The 18998-nt window shown below is 36.8% G+C and carries 19 protein-coding genes and 1 other annotated feature; of the genes, 8 read left to right on the top strand and 11 right to left on the bottom strand.

Going from position 1 to position 18998, the window contains the following annotated elements:
* From ACIQZG_RS04995 to ACIQZG_RS04985, 3 genes are read right to left on the bottom strand one after another with little or no spacing between them, the layout of a single operon-like run.
* On the bottom strand, positions 1 to 795 hold the full coding sequence (locus ACIQZG_RS04995; RefSeq protein WP_402754065.1) for an NAD kinase: 795 nt from the start codon (positions 793 to 795) through the stop codon (positions 1 to 3).
* Positions 795 to 1463 carry a GTP diphosphokinase gene (yjbM, locus tag ACIQZG_RS04990; protein ID WP_402754064.1) on the bottom strand — a complete coding sequence of 223 codons (669 nt, stop codon included), beginning with the start codon at positions 1461 to 1463 and terminating at the stop codon, positions 795 to 797. The genes ACIQZG_RS04995 and yjbM overlap by 1 nt, the downstream gene beginning before the upstream one ends.
* 59 nt (positions 1464 to 1522) lie before the next feature.
* Positions 1523 to 1906, bottom strand: coding sequence for a UPF0738 family protein (locus ACIQZG_RS04985; protein ID WP_402754063.1), 384 nt, complete (start codon positions 1904 to 1906; stop codon positions 1523 to 1525).
* Between the two features lie 120 nt (positions 1907 to 2026).
* On the opposite strand from ACIQZG_RS04985, the gene ACIQZG_RS04980 reads away from it, so the two are divergent.
* From ACIQZG_RS04980 to ACIQZG_RS04965, 4 genes are all read left to right on the top strand, one after another.
* Positions 2027 to 2614, top strand: coding sequence for a CYTH domain-containing protein (locus tag ACIQZG_RS04980; RefSeq protein ID WP_402754062.1), 588 nt, complete (start codon positions 2027 to 2029; stop codon positions 2612 to 2614).
* 8 nt (positions 2615 to 2622) lie between these two features.
* A complete protein-coding gene (locus ACIQZG_RS04975; protein WP_402754061.1) occupies positions 2623 to 3435 on the top strand; it encodes a lytic transglycosylase domain-containing protein in 813 nt (270 codons plus the stop codon).
* A gap of 451 nt (positions 3436 to 3886) precedes the next feature.
* Positions 3887 to 4294, top strand: a complete 408-nt coding sequence (locus ACIQZG_RS04970; protein ID WP_402754060.1) for a globin domain-containing protein — start codon at positions 3887 to 3889, stop codon at positions 4292 to 4294.
* Complete coding sequence (locus tag ACIQZG_RS04965) at positions 4287 to 5096, top strand: DsbA family protein (protein ID WP_402754059.1); 810 nt, start codon at positions 4287 to 4289, stop codon at positions 5094 to 5096. Before ACIQZG_RS04970 ends, ACIQZG_RS04965 begins: the two co-directional genes overlap by 8 nt.
* Before the next feature lie 476 nt (positions 5097 to 5572).
* Here ACIQZG_RS04965 and pepF read toward each other — a convergent pair whose 3' ends face one another.
* From pepF to spxA, 4 genes are all read right to left on the bottom strand, one after another.
* Positions 5573 to 7390 carry an oligoendopeptidase F gene (gene pepF, locus ACIQZG_RS04960; RefSeq protein WP_402754058.1) on the bottom strand — a complete coding sequence of 606 codons (1818 nt, stop codon included), beginning with the start codon at positions 7388 to 7390 and terminating at the stop codon, positions 5573 to 5575.
* A 46-nt stretch (positions 7391 to 7436) separates the two neighbouring features.
* Positions 7437 to 8549 (bottom strand): competence protein CoiA, encoded by a 1113-nt coding sequence (locus ACIQZG_RS04955; protein WP_402754057.1) that lies wholly within the window; start codon positions 8547 to 8549, stop codon positions 7437 to 7439.
* Between the two features lie 288 nt (positions 8550 to 8837).
* Positions 8838 to 9506, bottom strand: coding sequence for an adaptor protein MecA (gene mecA / locus ACIQZG_RS04950; RefSeq protein ID WP_402754056.1), 669 nt, complete (start codon positions 9504 to 9506; stop codon positions 8838 to 8840).
* 434 nt (positions 9507 to 9940) lie between these two features.
* Complete coding sequence (gene spxA, locus ACIQZG_RS04945; RefSeq protein WP_053585422.1) at positions 9941 to 10339, bottom strand: transcriptional regulator SpxA; 399 nt, start codon at positions 10337 to 10339, stop codon at positions 9941 to 9943.
* Positions 10340 to 10956: 617 nt separating this feature from the next.
* Positions 10957 to 11189: a binding site (T-box leader), on the top strand.
* A gap of 86 nt (positions 11190 to 11275) precedes the next feature.
* On the opposite strand from spxA, the gene trpS reads away from it, so the two are divergent.
* Together trpS and ACIQZG_RS04935 are read left to right on the top strand one after the other, a co-directional pair.
* Positions 11276 to 12265 carry a tryptophan--tRNA ligase gene (trpS, locus tag ACIQZG_RS04940; protein WP_402754055.1) on the top strand — a complete coding sequence of 330 codons (990 nt, stop codon included), beginning with the start codon at positions 11276 to 11278 and terminating at the stop codon, positions 12263 to 12265.
* A 10-nt stretch (positions 12266 to 12275) separates the two neighbouring features.
* The gene (locus tag ACIQZG_RS04935) at positions 12276 to 12596 is read left to right on the top strand and encodes a hypothetical protein (protein ID WP_402754054.1); all 321 of its coding nucleotides are present in this window, start codon (positions 12276 to 12278) and stop codon (positions 12594 to 12596) included.
* Here the strand turns inward: ACIQZG_RS04935 and ACIQZG_RS24565 are convergent.
* The 3 genes from ACIQZG_RS24565 to ACIQZG_RS04925 all read right to left on the bottom strand — a co-directional run bounded on the left by ACIQZG_RS24565 (position 12593) and on the right by ACIQZG_RS04925 (position 15112).
* Positions 12593 to 12805 (bottom strand): YuzI family membrane protein, encoded by a 213-nt coding sequence (locus tag ACIQZG_RS24565; protein WP_483869781.1) that lies wholly within the window; start codon positions 12803 to 12805, stop codon positions 12593 to 12595. The two genes, ACIQZG_RS04935 and ACIQZG_RS24565, sit on opposite strands and share 4 nt — an antisense overlap.
* A 95-nt stretch (positions 12806 to 12900) precedes the next feature.
* The gene (gene fabF / locus ACIQZG_RS04930) at positions 12901 to 14142 is read right to left on the bottom strand and encodes a beta-ketoacyl-ACP synthase II (RefSeq protein ID WP_402754053.1); all 1242 of its coding nucleotides are present in this window, start codon (positions 14140 to 14142) and stop codon (positions 12901 to 12903) included.
* 31 nt (positions 14143 to 14173) lie between these two features.
* Positions 14174 to 15112 (bottom strand): beta-ketoacyl-ACP synthase III, encoded by a 939-nt coding sequence (locus ACIQZG_RS04925; protein ID WP_402754052.1) that lies wholly within the window; start codon positions 15110 to 15112, stop codon positions 14174 to 14176.
* A 210-nt stretch (positions 15113 to 15322) separates the two neighbouring features.
* Between ACIQZG_RS04925 and ACIQZG_RS04920 the strand changes: the two genes are divergently transcribed.
* On the top strand, positions 15323 to 15517 hold the full coding sequence (locus ACIQZG_RS04920) for a YjzD family protein (protein ID WP_402754051.1): 195 nt from the start codon (positions 15323 to 15325) through the stop codon (positions 15515 to 15517).
* 61 nt (positions 15518 to 15578) lie between these two features.
* Here the strand turns inward: ACIQZG_RS04920 and ACIQZG_RS04915 are convergent, their stop codons facing one another.
* On the bottom strand, positions 15579 to 17705 hold the full coding sequence (locus ACIQZG_RS04915) for an ATP-dependent Clp protease ATP-binding subunit (protein ID WP_402754050.1): 2127 nt from the start codon (positions 17703 to 17705) through the stop codon (positions 15579 to 15581).
* Between the two features lie 242 nt (positions 17706 to 17947).
* Between ACIQZG_RS04915 and ACIQZG_RS04910 the strand changes: the two genes are divergently transcribed.
* Entirely contained in the window at positions 17948 to 18625 is a 678-nt protein-coding gene (locus tag ACIQZG_RS04910) for a Crp/Fnr family transcriptional regulator (protein ID WP_402754049.1), read from the top strand.
* Positions 18626 to 18998: the final 373 nt, after the last annotated feature.

The following is an 18998-nucleotide window of genomic DNA, read 5'->3' as shown; positions in this document are numbered from 1 at the left end:
TTACTCATTTGCTACGAATGATTCATGCACGCGCTCCCAAAACGGGAATGGTCGGAAACGAGCAAAGCGTACTTTTTCGTTCGCTACATTAAAAGAAATAGATTTTACATTCTTTTGCGTTACTTGAAGATGATCGACAGTCATATTAAAGATTTGATCATTGACTGGCCGTAACTCACAATGATGATGCGCTGGTAAAATAAGAGGAGAGCCAACCGTACGGAATACACGATTATTAATTGAAGCGATTTCCGTAATTTGTAATGCAGCTAATGTTGGATGAATTATAGCACCACCGAGAGCTTTGTTATATGCCGTACTACCAGATGGTGTCGATACACAAAGTCCATCACCGCGGAATCGTTCGAACTGATTGCCGTTTAATTCAACATCCATTACAAGCGTTACATCTGGCGATTTAACCGTTGCCTCGTTTAACGCCAGATACGTATTAGACTCAGAATTATGATGCTCTACTTTTACTTCTAATAGTGGATATTCCACGACGTTAAATTCTTTTTTTGCAATCGACAACACTAACTTTTCTAACTCAGAAGGCTTCCAGTCCGCATAAAACCCTAAATGTCCCGTATGAATACCGACAAAGGCTACTTGATCAAGCAGATGTAAATAGCGGTGGAAGGCATGAAGCAACGTGCCATCTCCCCCTATCGACACGACAATTTCTGGACATTCTTCATCATATGTTAACCCGAAATCTTGTAGATATGTTTTTGCTAGCTCCATTAACTCGTTCGATTGTGCATCTCTACGTGATTGAATGGAAAATTTCATTATGCGTCACGCTCCTTCTCTGATAGTAAATTAGGATTCGAGGCTTCTTTGAATTCGTTGAAATACGCTTGTGCTTCTTGGATTTCACTTCGAATTGAAGACATTTCTTCATCTAAACGAAAGGCTGCCTCTGCTGCACTTTGTAGACGATTTTTGATTTCTTCCGGGAACATACCTTTATATTTATAATTAAGTGAATGCTCAATAGACGCCCAAAAATTCATCGCCAAAGTCCGAATTTGAATTTCCGCCAGCACCACTTTTTTACCTTGAATCGTTTCAACTGGATATTCTACAATCATATGATGTGAACGGTAACCACTCGGCTTACTATGTGTAATATAATCACGTTCTTCAACCACACGCATATCTTTTCGTTGCCTAATTAATTCAGTCACAGTAGCGATATCATCTACAAACTGGCACATAATACGGACGCCAGCAATATCACCAAGTTCATCACCTAATTGTTTCGAAGGCTCAAATGCTAAGCCCTTTTCTAATGTTTTATCGTAAATGCTTGCAAGTGGCTTTACTCGACCTGTTACAAATTCAATAGGTGAGTTTGCGTTAACTATGCCAAATTGCGAACGCATTCCTTTTAATTTTATTTTTAATTCATCCACAGCTTGCTTATATGGACTTAAAAAAATCTCCCATTGTCCCATTGTCAAACCTCCAGACATCGGCATACAAGTAAAACGGATAGCTTTCCGTTATGTACTATTCAGTCAGCTAGAATTGCCTTAAAGTGGGCTTCCACTGCTTGGACAAATTCCGCCCCATAGTTGTAATTCCCTTCAATATTATACACGAGCATCTCCAATTCTTCGTAGAAATTTGTTAACTCCAATACCTCTGTTCCTACTTGTAACATTGGATTTCGCTTCGTTTGTAAAATATTCACAAGTTCAGTCCAAATCGTTGGTTGAAAACGTAAATAATGATAATCATCTCCAGCATCTAGTAAGTAGATAAATGCAAAATCATCTGAATCTGCAATTAATTGCGCTGCAGGTTTTAACTGTAAATTCAACTCATTGTCGTTTAAACTAAAATGAAGTTGCTGATTTTCAAAACTAAATGAGTCTATTGTATAAATTTTCCGCACATGCGAGTCCCCTTTTCGTTCATTCTCTTCCACCTATTTTATCATATGGGGTAGTTAGTTGCAGTCAGGAAATATTAAATTGGAAACTTGTCTAAAAAATATAAAAAAGGATGAAAAACCATGACACAACAACTTGAAATCGAATTCAAAAATCTTTTAACCAAACAACAATACGATCGGTTATTACAAAAGTTTCAAATCCCAAAAGACGCTATACATCGTCAAACAAATCATTATTTCGACACACCAGAAAATTCGCTAAAAAACTTAAGAAGCGGATTACGTATTCGACAAATTGGTAGCTATTTTGAATGTACATTAAAAGAAAAATCTGCCGAACACGCACATTTAGAAACAACGGATGAAATTACAGATGAACAAGCAAAAGTAATGTTACAAGGGAAAGGTTTCTTTGCAACTGAGGTAGCGAAAAGACTGGATTTACATAATATCCCTATAGATAAACTAGCTGTGTTTGGTTCACTAACTACTGACCGTGTCGAAATCCCTTACAAAGAGGGACTTCTTGTATTTGACCATTCTTACTATTTGCAGTGCGACGATTATGAGGTAGAATATGAATCAAATGATGTAAAAAAAGGAAATATCATATTCGACGAATTTCTCCATGAATATGGTATCGAAAAACAAAAGACTGATAAAAAAATCGCTCGTTTTATGACCGCGCTACAAGCAAAGAAAGGGTGACTAATCACTTGGATATTCAATCACTCAGAACCTTATTAGAAATACAAGCACTTCAAACTCTAGGTTCATCTGGAAATTCATCGACGAACTCGATAACAGACAACAGTAACTCAATCTTTTCTGATATGATTGGAGAATTACTTAGCGACGCTACAACAACTAGCAAAGCTAATATGTCTAGCTTACTGGGCCTTTCTTCATCATCAGACCTGTCTAGCTATTTTGCAGGTTTAACAAATACTACAAATAATTTAAATCAGCTTGATGACGCTAATAACAAAGCTTTGCAATCTTTACTATACAACGGCTCAAACGCTGTCTATGTACCGTCATCCGTTTATGACACACTAGCACAATTTAATTTGTCTTCAGGTACTAAGTTAGATACATATGTTTCCGACGACGTCATCGGTACAGTTGCTTATGAAGAATCACTTGCTGGTGCCAACAAGTATGCAGCAATTATCAAACAAGCATCGATTACTCATAATGTACCTGAAAAGTTAATTGCATCGGTTATGAAACAAGAATCGAATTTCAATCCAAGCGTCGTTAGCAATGCTGGCGCACAAGGTTTAATGCAATTAATGCCAAAAACTGCCCAATACTTAGGTGTATCAAACGCTTTTGATCCTGAGCAAAACATTATGGCTGGCGCTAAATATTTACGACAAATGCTCGATAAATTCGATAATGATCCTCAACTAGCACTTGCTGCCTATAATGCAGGTCCGTCTCGTGTGACGAAATATGGAGGAGTTCCACCATTTAAAGAAACGCAAAATTATGTAAAGAAAGTGATGAACTACTTTACAGCTTAATTTGCTAATTGCTTTTCTAAACTGATTCATCACCCAAAGTCGTGGAAGACATTTGATTAAACTACTTAATGATTTTAAAAATGCAGGTTGAGTGGAGGCAGGGCGACGCCTGAGAATTACAATAAAAGATCGAAGACTAAAAAAGTCACATCGTGTGACTACGCCCAGCCGAAACAGATATAATTTTAAAGTAATGATAATGAGCCACACACAGCCTACCCCGACAAATTTCACCTATATTGGTGAAATTTGTTGTTTGTCAGTGAAAACTTATCGAGAGCTGTTTGTTTGTATTAACGAAAAGACGTTGATAGAATGAAAGTAGTCACAGGAAATACACATTTAATTTAAAAAAATATTACAAAGTATATATAAAGCCATTATAGGTTTTACACCTTGCTTTACTGCTTTAAGCTATACTACCTATGAAGAATAAAGGAGCATCCTAATTATGAGTCGAAACTATACTGTTCCATATGATGAGCTTGGAGCTGAAAAGCTTTCTGAACTCATGCATGCATTCTATAAAAGAGTAGCTCATCATCCTGATCTTATTCCAATCTTTCCAAAGGATTTGACAGAGACAATAAGGAAACAAATTCAATTCCAAACACAGTATTTAGGTGGACCAAATCTTTTTACTGAAGAACATGGACACCCAATGATGCGTGCACGTCATATGAATTTCGCCATTACTCCTGACCGTGCTCAAGCATGGCTTGAATGCATGTCAGAAGCTATGGATGAAGTAGGCTTAGACGGTAAGTTCCGAGAAATTTATTACAAACGATTAGTATTAACAGCTCATCACATGATTAATAGTCCAAATGACGATGAGGGGGAGTTATTGCTTGAATAATATTCAAATGGTACAAGAGCCCATGTCAGCTATTTCAACTGCCGTTAAGCCCATTGAATTGTATATTTTCGTAGATCCACTTTGTCCAGATGCTTTTGGATTGCAGACGGTAATCCGTAAACTGCAACTTGAATACAATCACTATTTCACATGGCGGTTTGTACTTAGCACAGAGCTTACGTCTTTAAACTGTTTAAGTAAGCGCACAAAGGGCTGTGAGTCAGGTATTGAGCTCGATATTAATCACCCAGTGTTACCTTCCATTGCCATTAAAGCAGCTGAACTACAAGGCAGACGAGCAGGTGCACGTTATCTAAATAAATTGCAAGAGTATGTTCTATTAAATTATCAAGATGTTAACTCATATGCTACACTATTAAAAATTGCAGAAGATGTACAGTTAGATATGGCTGAATTCACAGTTGATTTTGGCTCAAAAGAAGCGGCTCGGGCCTTTCAATGTGATTTATACATCAAACGTGAGATGGAAGTAGATGAAGTACCTAGCATTGTATTTTTTAACGAATGCATAGAAGATGAAGGATTAAAAGTAGGAGGAAATTACGCCTACGAAGTATATGAACAAATATTACAAGAAATGATTGATGAACAACTTGTAAGTCAACCACTTCCGTCCTTCGAAGAACTATTTGACAAATATCAGACTCTTTCTACGAATGAAATAGCTTTTATTTACTCGATGACAGAGCAAGCTGCTGAACGCGAATTAAAAAAGCGGATGTTGCTACAAAAAATTGAACGTATTCAGACAAACCACGCCACACTTTGGCGCGCTAAATAATGCCATTATTCTTTCTTATACTAAAAACGGAAATGTCTCCTTAATACAAGTGAGCATTCCCGTTTTTTTTTTTACGTTCATCAATGATTACAAAGTTTGAATATACTAAACCCAAATAAATAAGATTCAAAGCTACAAATTTTCGTTAAAACAAAAGAGACGCCGCTATCCTCGACAGATAGAGACGCCTCTTTTCACAAAGGGGATGGGAGAAATGTTCACGTTCAAACAAAGGGGTGTATGTTTGTTTTGTGATTTATTTCACAGGATTTACTTTATCACGGAATAATAAATATAGCAACGAAACCAGGAACAGATTCACAAATTTGTCATATAGAAAGCGATTACAGCAAGGTTTTCTTAAACTAAGCTCCATTATAAGTTCTTCAAAAAATATTATTCTATATATTATTTCATAACTATAGATTCTGCATATAATAGAGAAAAGCTGTAGTGTATCACTACAGCCATTCATATTAATTATTTAACAATAATTTTTCTAACTCATTTAATCGTTCTTCAAACACTTTACATGCTTCATCAATTGGTTTCGCATCATTCATATCAACACCTGCAGCTTTTAACACTTCAATTGGGAAGTCTGAGCAGCCTGCTTTTAAGAAGTTGTTAATATATCGTTCTACAGCTGGTTCACCCTCTTCTAAGATTTGTTTGCTTAATGCTGTTGCTGCAGATTTACCAGTTGCGTATTGATACACATAATAATTGTAGTAGAAGTGTGGAATACGTGCCCATTCTAAACCAATTTCTTCATCGACAACAATGTCTTCTCCGAAATATTGTTTATTTAAGTCATAGTAAACTTCAGTTAAGCGTTCTGCAGTTAACGACTCGCCCTTTTGATCCATCTCGTGAATCATATGCTCAAATTCAGCAAACATTGTTTGGCGGAATACCGTGCTACGGAAACCATCCAGCCAATGATTTAATAAATAAATCTTTTGCTGAGGATCTTTAATTGTTTTTAGTAAATAGTCATTTAATAATTCCTCATTGCATGTTGAAGCTACTTCAGCTACAAAGATTGAATAGTCTCCATAAACGAATGGTTGATTATTACGTGTGTAATAACTGTGGACACTGTGACCAAACTCATGGGCAAGTGTGAATAAATTATCGACGTTATCTTGCCAATTCATCAATATATATGGGTTTGTTCCATATGTGCCTGAAGAATATGCGCCGCTTCGCTTGCCTTTATTTTCTTTTACGTCAACCCAGCGATTATCAAAACCATTTTGTACAATGCCTTGATATTCTTCACCAAGTGGTGCTAAAGCTTTCACTAAAATATCTTTCGCATCATCATATGGCATCTTCATTTCCACTTCTTTGACAAGAGGTGTGAATAAGTCCCACATATGCAACTTGTCCACACCTAGCACTTTTTTACGAAGTGCAATATAACGATGTACCACTGGCAAATGTTTATGAATCGTTTCTATTAATTGATCATACACATTTTCAGGAATAAAGTTATTCGACATTGCAGCTTGGCGTGCGGAACTATAATTACGAATACGTGCACTAACATTATGTTTCTTTACATTACCCGTTAATGTTGAAGAGAATGTATTTTTAAAGCTTCCGTATGTTGCATACATCGCTTTAAATGCAGCTTCTCGTACATCTCTGTCTTTGCTTTCTAAAAACTTGATGTAGTTACCATGCGTTAGTTGGATTTCATCACCGTTCTCATCTTTCACTTTTGGGAACACCAAATCCGCATTGTTTAACATACCAAATGTATTTGAAGCTGTACCGGTTACCTCTGACATTTGTGCAAGAAGTGCCTCTTGTTCAGCAGGTAATACATGCGGGCGAGCCATCGTAATTTCTTTCAAAGATTGTGTATATAATTGTAAGTCTTTATTTTCTGCTAAATAGCTCTCAATCGTCTCTTCGCTTAAAGCTAAAATTTCAGGTGTGATAAATGACAACGCTGTAGAAATGTTTGTTGCTAATGTCTGGATACGACTATTCATATCTTGATAAAAATTATTCGTTGTATCCTGATCGTAACGCATATGTGCATAAGTGTATAACTTCATCGCACGGCTATATATTTCATCGTAATACGTTAAAACGTCTAATAAAGCATCTGCACCGTTTCCTAAGGTACCTGCATAGCTAGACGCTTTTTTTGCAAATGCTGCGACTTCTTTAAATTCTTCTTCCCAAAGTGCGTCTGTTGCAAAAATGTCCTCTAAACGCCATGTTAACTCCTCTGGTACTTCGTTTCTCATTAAAACTTGATTGCTGTTACTAGCCATATGCCAGCCCCCTCTTATCTGAGTTTTCCTTTACTCTCATATTTTCTCAATAACTTGTTTCAAATGCAAATAAATGGACATAAATGTATCCCATCCAATCCTTACCACTTTCTACATTTTCAAAAATCATGCTGTAATTTTTCACAGCTTGTATAGCCCCTTCCGTCGGTTCAACGTCTAATTGACGAAGGAATAATCGAACATCATCTTTACATAATTCATTCGGGTGCAATTGCAGTTGCCGACAAAAATAATGTAACAACGTCTGCCATTCAACCGAAAAACAAGGAATAGCTTCTATGTTTTTTACTGGTAAACCAACGTAACTAGGCATGGATTCAAGTGCAAATCTCATTTCATAGCAGCTTCGTAAAAAAGGGTCTTGTACACCGTTTTTACTGCGTAATAACCTTTGATACATATACTGTTCACCTGTTTTTTTATACAATTGCCAGTAACGTTTAAAATCATCTCTTGATAGTGGCTTCGGTTCGTAAAGAGGGTATCGTTGCATTTCGATAGGTAAGCATTGCACTTTCGCTATAAAAGTATGCCCTTGAAGGTGAAGAAGATTCGACCAATAGATAAATTGCGAAGAATTTGCATCGTATGTTATTAAATATGGTAAACCTTGAGAAGAATGAATCATTACTTGTTGCATGATTGGCGCAATAGAAACTTTTTGAACACCTGGCGTGACACTTTTTTTCGGCGGTGTTTGAAAGAGCCACAAAGCTTCTATCCTTTCTTTTTCATATCCATCTGTGCGTAATCGCCACTTTTCATACGAAATGGCACTACATTGATATTCAAACGCAATCAATCGCTCCTGCACTGTCAAAAGCATATCTGGTCTTTGCGCGAGCTTTACTAAATAAGGCTCTAGCTCTACTATATGTCCGAGCTTTTTGAGCCATTCAAATAACTGTACCTTACCTTTTAAATGAAGGACTGATTCCCCTTCAGCAAATAATCGATCACATGACTGATTGGTGATGTGCGCGAAATGTGGAATATTAATGGTTCCTATTTTTAATCGCACTGGTTGATGACATTGTGGACAATAAAATGTCCCCTTTTCCCGATATTTTTGCAACGCCTCCCTTGTATATTCATAACTTATAAAACGCTGACTATGTTCTGTCAGGGCAATAAGCATGGAACCATCCCCTTTTTGCCCATTGTAAAAATAATCAGCATGCGTCTCAATAAAAAAGCTGTGTTTTCCTCAAAATTAATTTTTGCATAATCACGAACGGTGCATTCCTCAACTTTTCGAATCACTTCTCTCATGAACTGATTTTTTTCTCATTCACATAAATCAAATCTGGATTTCAGAAAATTGCACAGTCATTGTTCTGTAATAGTTGTATCCAAATAATTAACCACTAACTCTATAGTTCCCTCAATAAAAAAATGCCCCCGAAATCTCGGGGGCTATCATTATCTATACAAAATATTTTCGAATTGTTTCAAAACAGTCATATTCCATAATTTTTTCGCCGTATTCCTCTAAACGGTGAATTGTGAAATTTGATGGTCTTAAAAATTCTTTTATTACAGCATTTTTATCATGTCGATTTAAATCTTCATCAACATTTGCATAATCTACTACTAAATAATATTGATCTTCATATTTAAATAATGAGGAATCCAGTGCGTCTACTGTCATACGTTTAGCCACAGGGATTAGCTCATCAATATCTTTAAATTTATATACATAAATATCTGTATCCATGAACAATTCTGAATCATCCAAATCACCGAATTGGCTTAATTGACTAAGCAGCTCTTCGCCAACCTCATCAAAAGGACCAAACATCTCCTTCTGTTCATCATAATTTGAATGACCATCTAATGTTTCACCGTCTTTTAAAATATGAGCACGTGTGACAATGATCTCTAAGCCCACTTCAGACGCATTGATATGAATCCAAATCGGACCTTCTACATCAAAATAGTCATCCGTGTTTACTTCATCAATCATATCCCAAAAAAGTTGTTCACCCTTTGCTCGATTGTACCAAATTTCTTCACGACTATAGCCGCGGTCCTCTATATCATTGTACGTAATAAAGAGCTTGAGCGTGTTTTCATTTACACGTTCGATGTCCATTAGACCTCATCTCCCTTCACTGTCATTTGTCGAAAAACAGTTTTCTTTCATTAGTATGCTATGAATCATTTTTTTTAATCTTGAATTTGATTTGTTTTTCAACCTTTGACCACACTACAACAAAATTGTTGAGCAACTGAAATCCTTGATATTACTGGACGCAGTTGTCTCTAATTCTATTGTATGCTGTTCTTTCATAAAATGAAAAGGATATACACCGTTTCACAAAAGATATTTGAATATTGAAATTGTAGTAAACTATTTTGTCTAAATCAAGTTTAACATACTTTCACGGAAATATATGACTTTCTCCTATCAATTATTATCGCATTCCTATATACTTTTTACCTGTTTAAGGCATAAAAAAAGAGATGTCACCGTATGCTTCTCGCATTTGTGTAACATCTACGTCGGTTTAAATTATATATTCGTGCTTAGTTCACCATACGTTGCGCTTCTTGTAACTGATAAGCACGTACTTTACGTGGTAAGAAACGTCGAATTTCATCTTCGTTATAGCCAACCTGTAAACGTTTTTCATCTAAAATAATTGGTCGACGTAACAAGCCTGGATATTCTTGAATTAGTTCATATAAACGTTGTAGAGGTAAACTTTCAACGTCAACATTTAGTTTTTGGAAAATTTTAGAACGCGTTGAAATAATTTCGTCCGTACCATCCTCAGTCATACGTAAAATTTCTTTAATTTCACTTATACTTAAAGGTTCAGAAAAAATATTACGCTCTGTATATGGAATTTCATGTTCCTCCAACCATGCTTTAGCTTTTCTACAAGAAGTACAGCTTGGTGATGTAAATAAAGTTACTAACATATTTACACATCCTTTCCATTTAGATTCCAGTATCTATAAATTAGAGTATTAATTTAGAATTAGTTTAATTTAAAACCACTACTTCATTATACAATACTCTGGGGATTTTGAATATAGTTCCAATGAAAAAAGAAAGGCAATATTTCGAATTATATTGTCGATTTATGCGCATTAAATACAACTATTTTCTTGTTAAGAAAATAAAAGTAGTAATAATATTCCCATTTATACACAATATTAAACATAAACTTTTTTTAATTATTTTGTTCTCATTTATTTTTTTTAAACGAGAATAATGTCATTTACACGTGTACAAATTAAACGAATATTTAGGAAATAAGGTTTCCCCTTTCAGCAAAAAAATATATAAATAAAGCATAATTTTTTAATGCAGACAAAACCACCGCCAAAAGTCCGACTTTTATCTTCATTCAGTGAAAAAATATCTCTATCAGGTATAAGTTTGCCCTTTTTTAGTGATATCTAAACACTAAATGAATGAAGAATAAGCCTCTTCCGTTTTTTGTACCGAAAACGTAGTGACAACTGCAATTACCCAAAGGCGTAATTGCTATACTTGCTTTTAGACGAATCTTTATAATATAATTTCAGCAATACTAAAAACGCTGACGAAGAATAGTACAAATGCAAGGTGCTTGTTTAGAGAGTCTGTGGTAGCTGCGAACAGATCATGCACGCATTTGGAATGGGCTTCCGAGTTAGCTTTGTGAACGTTCATGTATCCTCATGAAACCCATTAGCAAAGCTCGTACCTTCACGTTACGAAGAAGAGTGGCCTTTTTAGGCAAGCTGGGTGGTACCGCGGATACAAACATCATTCGTCCCTTCATTAGAAAAACTAATGAGGACGCGTGATGTTTTTTTATTTTATTCGTTCAGCGATCTAACGCTAAATGAATTTTAGGAGGAAAACAGATGAAAACAATTTTTTCAGGTGTGCAACCAACAGGCATTGTCACTCTAGGGAACTATCTTGGCGCATTCAAACAATTCCCTGCCCTACAAGAGGAAGGTAACGCAGTTTACTGTATCGTTGACCAACATGCCATTACAGTGGCACAAGATCCAAAGGAATTACATCAAAATATTCGCAACTTAGCTGCGACATATATCGCTACTGGTGTTGATCCGAAAAAATCGACGTTATTTATCCAATCAGAAGTACCTGCTCATGCACAGGCAGGCTGGATTTTACAATGTATCGCTTCTATCGGTGAATTAGAACGTATGACGCAATTCAAGGATAAATCTAATGGTAAGGAAGCAGTATCTGCAGCACTATTAACATACCCACCATTAATGGCCGCTGATATTCTTTTATACAATACCAACATCGTGCCCGTGGGTGATGACCAAAAACAACATATCGAATTAACACGTGACCTCGCAGAGCGCTTTAATAAGCGTTACGGTGAAGTTTTAACAATTCCGGAAATCCAATTACCAAAAGCTGGCGCTCGTATTAAATCCTTACAAGAACCAACGAAAAAAATGAGCAAATCAGACCCAAATACCAAAGCAACTATAAAGCTTTTGGATACGGCAAAAGATATCGAGAAAAAAATCAAATCTGCTGTGACTGACTCTGATGGTTTTGTGGCATTTGATGTTGAAAATAAACCTGGTGTTTCTAATTTGTTGTCTATTGAATCAGCTATTTCAGGTATTTCTATTGAAGATCTAGTGAAAAAATATGAAGGTATCGGTTATGGTGGTTTCAAACAAGGCGTAGCAACAGCTGTCATCGATCACCTAGCACCTATTCAAGAGAAATTCTATAACCTGATTGAATCATCAGAACTAGATGTTATTTTAGATGAGGGTGCAGAAAAAGCAAATGCTATCGCAAGTGCTACACTAAAACATATGGAAGCAGCAATGGGCTTAGGCCGTACACGTCGCTAAGGGGAAATTTATGCACTGCGAACATTGTAACAAACCTCTCAAAGAGCTTATTATAGAATGCGATTTTGGTGCTGATCCCATTTGGTGTGGTCACTGCCTCGCAAATTTAGAATTAGACGAGATGCCACTAAGTGAAGTCTTACTAACTGAATTGACAACATGGATGTGTGCCTTTGGTGAATGGATTGATATCGAAAATGATTCTTTCATTGAGGGGACCGAACACCTAGCAGAAGCACATGACAAACAAGGGGTACTGCTTGCCCAAAAAGTTGCCGATGAATTGGGCACAGGTGTTACGATAAAATTCAGTCCTTATCTTACAAATTAGGATGTACGGTCAAAGCAAAAATCAAGCATCACACTGCACAAAATTATACATGCGCCGATCGCTAAATAAAATTCAGTTGTGTGTAGCATGAATTTGAAAACTACCGTCCAAGAATATCCAAGTGTCCGATAATTTAAATATAATATCAGATTGCCTATCGATAGAATTAACAAGCCATAACTAAGTAAAAACATAAATACTCGGAACAAATATGCGCATCCTTTCTATTTCTTCTTACTTATCATCTATTCGAAAAGACAATAAAAAATACGTCAGCCATGAAAATTATGGCTGACGTTTTCTATTAATCTACATATTTTTTAAATAATAAACTTGCATTATGTCCGCCAAAACCTAGCGAATTACTCATTGCATATTCAATGTTTGCTTCGCGTGCCTCATTCGGCACGTAATCTAAATCACAATCAGGGTCTGGTTCTGTTAGGTTCATTGTCGGTGGTAAAATACCTTCTTTTAAAGCTAATGCTGTAAAGATTGCTTCTACACCACCAGCTGCACCTAGTAAATGACCTGTCATAGATTTAGTCGAGCTCATTGCTAGTTTATATGCATGCTCACCAAACGTTGTTTTTACTGCTTGTGTTTCGAATAGATCATTATATGGTGTACTTGTACCGTGTGCGTTAATGTAGTCAACTTGTGATGGGTCTACACCACCATCTGTTAATGCTTGCTTCATCGCACGTGCTGCTCCTTCGCCTTCTGGTGCTGGAGCTGTAATATGATGTGCATCGCCTGTTGAACCATATCCAAGGACCTCAGCATAAATTTTTGCACCACGTGCTTTGGCATGTTCATATTCTTCTAAAATCACGATACCTGCACCTTCGCCGATGATAAAGCCGTCACGGTTTTTATCGAATGGTCGTGAAGCAGTAGTCGGATCTGTATTTAAAGATAATGCAGTATTTGCACAGAAGCCTGCCACTGCCATTGTTACGATTGGAGACTCTGCACCCCCAGAAATCATAACATCTGCATCTCCTCGTTCAATAACTTTAAACGCATCACCTATAGAATTCGTGCCAGATGCACATGCCGTTACAGAACAAGAATTAATGCCCTTTGCGCCAAAATGAATCGACACTTGACCCGATGCCATATCTGGAATCATCATTGGTACAAAGAACGGACTCACACGTCTTGCACCGCGCTCTTGGAACGTTAAAAATTGTTGCTCGTATGTTTCCATACCACCAATGCCTGAACCAATCCATACGCCTGCGCGTGGAGCCAAATTTTCATCAATTGTAAGTTTAGCATCTTCCATCGCCATAATTGACGCAGCAAGTGCATAATGCGTGAAGCGGTCCATTTTACGTGCTTCTTTACGTTCAATATACTTTTCGATATCGAAATCTTTTACTTCTGCAGCAATTTTGGCAGCAAATAGATCTTTGTTTAATCGTGTTAGCTCACCTACACCAGACTTGCCTGCTTTTACATTTTCCCATGTTTCCTCGATGCTATTCCCAAGTGGTGTTACTGCGCCAATACCTGTTATCACTACACGTCTTTTACTCATTGTCTTACTCCCCTCATTCAATTCATCGTTTTTATTTTCCCCATCTCATCGTAAGAGCGCCCCATGTCAAACCGCCACCAAATCCGATAAGCACTAAAAGATCATCATCTTTTATTTTTCCTGCTTCTAACTCCTCTACTAATGAAATACCAACAGAGGCAGCCGACGTATTACCGTATTTATGAATCGTCTTCGACATTTTTTCAGGCGGTAACTCTAACCGTTCGCGCGCTGATTCCATAATGCGAATATTCGCTTGATGCGGTACCAAAAGATCAACATCTTCTTTTGATAATCCAGCCATGTCTAGTACACTTACAGCGGACTCGCCCATTTGGCGAACAGCAAACTTAAACACTTCACGACCATTCATCGCAATTGTCTGTTGCTGTGTTAAGTATAAATGTTTTCCACCCGATCCGTCCGAACCAAGTTCAAAGGATAGAATCCCTCTACCTTCAGACACTTGCCCCATAACTGCTGCACTTGCCCCATCACCGAATATTACAGCCGTATTTCGATCTTCCCAGTCGATTACTTTCGACAGTTTTTCAGCACCTACTACTAAGACATATTTATAGGCGTTTGATTCTATGAATTGTTTAGCTGTCACCAAGCCATATATAAATCCTGCACACGCTGCACCAAGATCCATCGCAGCTGCATTTACTGCACCGATTTGGTCTTGCACCATACATGCCACACTGGGAAACGCTTGGTCTTGTGTCACTGTTGCAACTAGCACTAAACCAATTTCCTCAGGAGCAATCCCTGCTTTATTTAATGCATCTTTTGCAGCGGCTACTGCTAGATCTGAAGTCTCTTGTGTGTCTGCAGCAAATCTACGTTCTTCAATACCTGTCCGAGTACGAATCCACTCATCTGACGTATCCATAATTTTTTCTAAATCAAAATTCGTCATTACTTTTTCAGGAACGTATCTTCCTAACCCTATAATACCTGCGTTCATACAGCAACCCCTCTGCTTTCTTACTATCAATTATTAGTAACTGGTCATAATTATAACTCATAATTTTTCTGAAAACAATAGGTTGAATCGCGTGACAATTTCGCCATGTTTATTAAAAAGATTCTTTTTTTTTCGATATATGTTATGATATGATAATGTATATGTAGTAAAACTTTATGATTTTCAAAAAGTTCGGTAGAGGTGAATTTAATGCAATATATCGCAACATTCGTATGGTCATTCCTACTTGTTTCAATGTTAAACTACGTAGTAAGTTCTGTACTTGGCGCACCATTTGACTTCCAAGTTGGCGCTATTGTCTCAGTTGTGTTCTCAGTACTAATTTTTGTAATTGGCGCTATCATTCCAAACGAACCAACTCCAGAAGCAGCAGACCATCATTAATAACAAAAAAGAGACGTCTCAACATTGAGATGTCTCTTTTTTTCGTGGCATCATCCACAATTTATTTTTCTACAACACATTGTCCATCACGTATCGCAATGTGAAGTACCTCACCCGGTAAAACTTCACCGCGTAGTAATTCTTTCGCAACCGCAGTCTCAATATAACGTTGAACGAAACGTTTTAATGGACGTGCACCGAATTGTGGATCTGCCCCTTGTTCTACTACCCACTGAATCACTTCTTCATCGACTTGTAATGTAATTTCCTGTTCTGCCACACGCTTCATAAGTTGCTCAACATATTTCCAAGCAATCGCTGTAAAGTGTTCATCAGACAATGCATGGAAAAGTATAATATCATCCATACGGTTCAACAATTCTGGTTTAAAATGTTGTCGTAATGCTGCCATCACAAGATTTTCTACTACATCATCATCTTTTTTCGCTTCCATCAAATAACTAGAGCCAATATTAGACGTTAAAATGACGACTGTATTCGTGAAATTCACCATTCTCCCTTGGCTATCTGTAATTCTTCCATCATCTAAAATTTGCAGTAAAATATTCGCTACATCAGGATGTGCTTTTTCGATTTCATCGAGTAACACCACAGAATAAGGGTTACGACGAACAGTTTCTGTTAATTGGCCACCTTCTTCATAGCCAACATACCCTGGAGGCGCACCGACCAATCTAGAAACACTATGTTTTTCCATATACTCACTCATATCAATACGGATAAAGTGATCTTCCGAATCAAAGAGTTGTGCTGCAAGTGCTTTTGCCAGCTCTGTCTTACCGACACCCGTTGGACCTAAGAATAAGAAGCTACCAATTGGACGATGTGGGTCTTTAATACCTGCACGAGCACGCCATACCGCTTCTGTTACCAATTGAACGGCATTATCTTGCCCAACTACTCGCTCATGTAATGTTTCTTTTAAACGTAATAATTTTTCACGTTCACCTTCCACTAATTTTGTTACCGGAATACCTGTCCAACGGGAAACTATAGATGCTATTTCATCAGCTGTTACTTCTTCACGTAAAATACGAGTATCTGTACCGTTTTCTAAATGCTGTTCCATATCTTGTAGTTCTTTTTCAAGTGTTGGAATTTTCCCATGACGTAATTCAGCAGCTTTGTTTAAATCATATTTACTTTCTGCTTCATCTAGGTCACGACGATATTTATCAAGCGTTTCCCGTTTTTTCTGGATACCATGAAGTGCTTCTTTTTCAGCTTCCCATTGTTTACGCATTCCCTCTGAAGATTCCTTCAACTTTGTAAGTTCTTCTCGAAGCTGTTCTAAACGTTTTTTACTTGCATCATCTTTTTCTTTGCGGAGTGCTTGCTCTTCGATTTCTAATTGCATAATTCGGCGTGTCACCGCATCCAGTTCTTGAGGCATTGAGTCGATTTCTGTACGAATCATTGCACATGCTTCATCAATTAAATCAATTGCTTTGTCTGGTAAAAAACGCTCTGTAATATATCGATTTGAAAGTTCTGCAGCTGCCACAATAGCACGGTCATGAATACGTACAGCATGATGTAGTTCAAAACGCTCTTTTAAACCACGTAAAATCGACACTGTATCTTCAATAGATGGTTCACGTACTAAAACTTGTTGGAAACGACGTTCTAATGCAGGGTCTTTTTCAATATACATACGATATTCATCTAATGTTGTTGCTCCAATACAATGCAGTTCACCACGGGCAAGCATTGGTTTTAACATATTGCCAGCATCCATCGCGCCATCTGTTTTACCTGCACCTACAATTGTATGAATCTCATCAATGAATAAAATAATGCGCCCTTCCGCTTCCTTCACTTCTTTAAGAACACCTTTTAATCGTTCTTCGAATTGACCACGATAGCTTGCACCAGCAATTAATGCACTCATATCTAGTTCATACAAAATGCTATCTTTTAATCCTTCTGGCACATCACCTTTGACAATACGTTGTGCTAAACCTTCTACAATTGCAGTTTTACCAACGCCAGGTTCTCCGATTAAAACTGGATTGTTTTTAGTTTTACGCGTCAAAATTCGAATAACATTTCGAATTTCTTCATCACGACCAATAACAGGATCCATTTTCCCATTTTTGACTTCTTCTATTAAATTACGACCAAATTGCTCTAATGGTTTTTTATCATCAGTTTGTTGAAATTGCATTGTCAACATCTCCTTTTTAAATGTTTGACCTTTTTTGACTAACTTTATTTTACATCAAACGACAAGGTCATGCAAAAAATAAGCTCTAAAAAAACAACACTTATAATTGGAAGATTATGTTATAATGATGTTATATTTCGCTGTTTTAATATATGGAAAAGATTAATCAGCATCCTTTTGTAATATAATCGCAACTTATAAAAAGAAAGAGATGTGATTGTTATATGATCATAATAGATAACATGCAAGACAATATTCATGCACTTTTTAAAAATCATGGGATTTTTATAAAGGTGGATAAGGATAGTAAAATTTTTTTAGAAGGTGAACGTGCAGAAGCACTTTTTTATATTGAGTCTGGTGCTATCCAAATTAGCCAAGAAACTGAAAGTGGTAAAGAATTAACGATGCGTATATGTGGACCTAATAGCATTGTTGGTGAAGGTACACTGTTTTGTCAGCTTACCTATAATTCCATGACCGCGAAAGTATTAGAGCCTTCCACCTTATATGTGCTTAGTCAAAAATCGATGGAGCATTTATTGACGGAGCAACCGTTGATGATGGTGGAATATTTAAAATGGCTTCAAATTGAAAATTATAAGCATCAAAGTCGATTACGGGATTTAATACTGAATGGAAAAAAAGGTGCTCTATTTTCAACACTAATTCGCCTTACCAACACTTATGGAAAACCCTTAGATGACGGTGCGATCGTTATTAATTTTCCATTAACAAATTTAGAAATAGCTAATCTCTGCGGAACTAGTCGAGAAATGATAAATCGTATGTTGAATGATTTAAAAAAGCATCATATCTTAACATTTGATAAAGGGTACATTACTATCCATAATTTAAAATTTTTAAAAGATGAAATTGCCTGCGAAAATTGCCCTTTGCAAATTTGCCGAATAGATTAATCCGCTACAAAAAGTGTTTATTATTTAGTCAACCTTTTCTGGTTAGTAGAATTAGATAAAATACTTTCAATGAGCACAAATAATTACTAATATTTCCACACTGCTAACTAAAGCTTATAGCGTTGACGTGAGACTCCAGCAGAAACATTATTTGCGACGAAAGCATGAGTGAGACGTAGCGGCAGGAGCACGCACGAGACGTAATTCACAACAAACCACGCGTAGCGAGATTTCCTACGGAAAGCTCTTACGCTTCAATAAAATGGGAATAATTTCTTTTGAAATTTATTCATTGTTAGTAAAATAGATTAATCACCACATCTGATGTGCTATACGAAAAACCCTGTCTGCAAATTACTGCAAACAGGGTTAC

The organism is Lysinibacillus sp. NPDC096418, assembly GCF_044762775.1.
Lineage (GTDB): Bacteria > Bacillota > Bacilli > Bacillales_A > Planococcaceae > Lysinibacillus.
Note: the sequence above shows the minus strand (reverse complement) of the source record. Positions and strands in the feature narration are given on the sequence as shown.